Origin of the sequence: Enterobacter sp. LM3, from assembly GCF_046622475.1 — a bacterium.
GTDB classification, from domain to species: Bacteria; Pseudomonadota; Gammaproteobacteria; order Enterobacterales; family Enterobacteriaceae; genus Enterobacter; species Enterobacter cloacae_P.
In genome coordinates this window covers 1-3151 of record NZ_JBJURN010000038.1, presented here as the reverse complement: position 1 = coordinate 3151, position 3151 = coordinate 1, and the positions used below count along the sequence as shown (strand labels likewise).

Sequence of the window (3151 nt, the reverse complement as noted above, 5' to 3'; positions counted from 1 at the left end):
TTTTGTCCGGTGTGGCGGTAGAGGCGATAACCGCACCGTCAAGCTGCGTGTGATTTCCCGTGGTGACAGCAAAGCCAACCCAGTCTGCACCTGAACGGATACGGGATTAGCACCGACACGTAGGTCATGGTCAGCGTGGAGTCGGGAAGACTGGTGATCGATCGGGTCAGGTGCTGACGAGTAAAAAGAGCCCGGCACCAAGGCCGGACTCTAATATACTGCTAATCCTTTATACCTAGACGGATTATTTCCGTTGGAAATAGAGGCTGCAATATCAATTCGTTATTAAAAATAAATATTTTAGGAGATAAAGCTGTAACGCCATAAATATTTTCAGCAATCAACGTTAGGTTAGTTCTAAAAATAGGAATGTTAATATCATCCACAAAAACAAACATATTGTAATTTTTATTATAATTATCAGGTATAAGATCATTTATATCTTCATAATCTGAATGCTTAAGTTCAGCCCACAGTAAGTTCCCATTAGCAAAGGGATATTTATACAAAACATCAAGAGCATCCTTCTCGCTCTGACCTTCAAGCACTTCGAAATCAGCACCAAGAGCTTCTTTGCACTCATCAAATAGAATCATTTTTCTACCTATTCAACTGTTTCAATATGGTTTCAAATGCTTTTTCATTACCTTCAAATGGTATAATCTGCTTGACTGCTTTGCCCTGGCCCTGGCCCTTTCCCTTGAGAGTAATCCCATATGTTGATGTGTGTTCCCTTCTCAGGATCATAATCAACACGCCAACCAACTTTGCCATCATTAGATTGGCGTCCAATTATTTTTCCATTCCCTGCGCTTACTTCTAACCGCCAAATTACAGGTTTAGAGTCAGCACCTAAATTACCTACAATATTTAGCGCCTTATTTTGAGCACTTTCCCAGTTATTCTCAGACTTTAATATTGTTTCAATTTTAGCGGCTTTTTCAGCCTCTTTACCCTTAAGGGCCAGATAAGCTAAATCATCCTTATTCGGCCCTTCCGGAATCGGTGTAACCGTAGTATTGCCACCAGTATCCGGATTTCCATCAGTGTTACCTGTATTGGTTGCACCCTGACCGGAGGACTGGTTATTCCCTGTATTTGAAGGTACATTTCCGGTTACAGTCTGGTCTCCACCAGTGTTTGACGGCCCCGGACTGATGACCTGCGTACCACCTGTACTAAAGCACCCAGATCACTGGCAACCAGCCGATCACGGCAAGCAGAAATTTTCAGACATCCCTGCACAGCCAGTTTACCACTCTGTATAACGGCACTCAGCGAGTTATTCTCAACAACAATCCCTGCTTTGAGCCGAGTTTAGATTAGGAAAGAAGTTTCAATTCATCGAAAAAATCATCGATATCAAAAAAATATCTCCATTGCTCACGTTCATTAAATATAGAAACTTCATATCTCACACCATTTCTCCCTATATATATTTCAGGGAAATTAGTTCCACGACTAGCAAACCTCAGGCAATGACTTGACCGATAATCAAACATTTTATCGATAATTTCATCATTATCCACATCCAGATTTTCATAAATAGAATGAATACCCTCTGCGATTGACATACCGGTTAAATACCCTATAGGAATTTCAAGTGCCTTAATATCTTTCTCATTATCCAAAAACCACTCTATAAATGGTTGGAAATCAACTCTTCCTTTAAATAGGGATTTTAACGATCCATTTTCTTCCACTGTAAGATCAATTAACTGACCGTCATCTGGCGACCCTATATTAAGCAATCTGGTATTTAATCTACCCATTGCTATTTGCCCTTAATCATTTTGTTATATTGAGCCTTACTTATGTCTCCACGCGATAAGAACTCACGCAGAACCTTAGACGGAGCCTCAGTACCAAGTATGGGATACCCATTGATCGAGCCGGTTAAGGGCTGATGGGTAAAAAGATCCCTGCGCTGAGGCCGGGATTAGTTATACGATTATTTGATTGATTTTTAATATATCTTTTCTCAGGTCATCATTAATTTCTGAGGGAGGTAGCTGGTTTATAAGTTGCCTTATTTGGATAAACGTACCTTTCTGATCTTTTAGATCCTTTTCTTTTATTGTCGATAGGGCAGCTATTAGTTCACCATCGTAATACTCACCCGCCAACGGTTCTTCAGCCAGAACTTCCAACACCCTTGGCATCAACTGATCAACACATAGCTCCTGTCGAATAGCACGACAAAGATCTTCCACTGATAACTCTTCAATAGGCACATCAATAATATGTTCGAACCAGAGCTCTAGTGGAGATTGTTGATCTGGTTCTTTCGTCACGTTGATATTCCCGATCAATTTACGGAAGGTGATCATATTCCATGTCCTTTCAGGGCGGTTTCTATTTTATTAATAGCATCTGTTGCTCTGCCATACGCAGCCTGAGCTTCGGGATTGTTGACGTTTTTCAACGTATCTGCGTGATTTCTTAATCCTCTGAGCGTATTTTGCATTTCCTGCATATGATCCCAATATCCTCCATTCTCTTTAGGTACTGGATTACCATCCATATCCTTGAGAGTTCCGGTAATATCATGATCTTTTAGAGCATTTTTTATAGTGTTATCGATCTTCTTAATCGCACTTTCTTGCTTCTGATTAAGCTTATCTACAGGTTTTTCATTTTGCTGCTTAGGATCGTTTTCCGGCGGTGGTGGTGTACCAGTTCCTGAACCGGAACCACCCAACTCAGCCTTCTCCGCATTTGTCCGCTTTTTGCCGATATTTGGAGCCGCCGCATCCCCGGAACCGTACTTAGCCTGCAACAAACCAAGGTACTTGCCGGTGATTTCATCGTTACCCATCATTTGCAGGGTAACCAGATGTTCCAGTTCATCAGACGTCATCCTGCCTGCAACGTCTTTGAGTGCCACGCCAGCCAGACCTGCGATACCCGCTTTCGCGCCTATCTCCAGTAACTGCTCCGCAACCTTCGTCCGGCACGGTGCAGCAACCGCACACCCTCTGGCTACCAAGCTCAGCGTATTATTCTCAACCTCCACACGGGCAGTATTAGCCCCCACAGCCGCCATGGAGAGGTTACCGTCTGTCACCGCAGCACCCGCCAGACCACCCGCAATACTTACCAGGCTGCTGACCAGTCGCTTCTCATCCGCCGTCAGGTCACCGGGTTTTTT

4 protein-coding genes and 1 pseudogene are annotated in these 3151 nt (G+C 43.1%); all 5 read right to left on the bottom strand.

All coding sequences use genetic code 11. The features are described from left to right. Positions 1-221 precede the first annotated feature (221 nt). Positions 222-596 carry a hypothetical protein gene (locus tag ACJ9N4_RS20705; protein ID WP_182919455.1) on the bottom strand — a complete coding sequence of 125 codons (375 nt, stop codon included), beginning with the start codon at positions 594-596 and terminating at the stop codon, positions 222-224. 4 nt (positions 597-600) lie between these two features. Beyond that, positions 601-931 (bottom strand): annotated as a pseudogene (locus ACJ9N4_RS20700) (hypothetical protein); the annotation flags it as partial. 391 nt (positions 932-1322) lie between these two features. Beyond that, the gene (locus tag ACJ9N4_RS20695) at positions 1323-1772 is read right to left on the bottom strand and encodes a hypothetical protein (RefSeq protein ID WP_182919456.1); all 450 of its coding nucleotides are present in this window, start codon (positions 1770-1772) and stop codon (positions 1323-1325) included. A gap of 171 nt (positions 1773-1943) precedes the next feature. Beyond that, on the bottom strand, positions 1944-2330 hold the full coding sequence (locus ACJ9N4_RS20690) for a contact-dependent growth inhibition system immunity protein (RefSeq protein WP_182919457.1): 387 nt from the start codon (positions 2328-2330) through the stop codon (positions 1944-1946). Continuing rightward, on the bottom strand, positions 2327-3151 hold an 825-nt coding region (locus ACJ9N4_RS20685; RefSeq protein ID WP_411500772.1), incomplete at its 5' end, for a VENN motif pre-toxin domain-containing protein. The genes ACJ9N4_RS20685 and ACJ9N4_RS20690, both read right to left, overlap by 4 nt.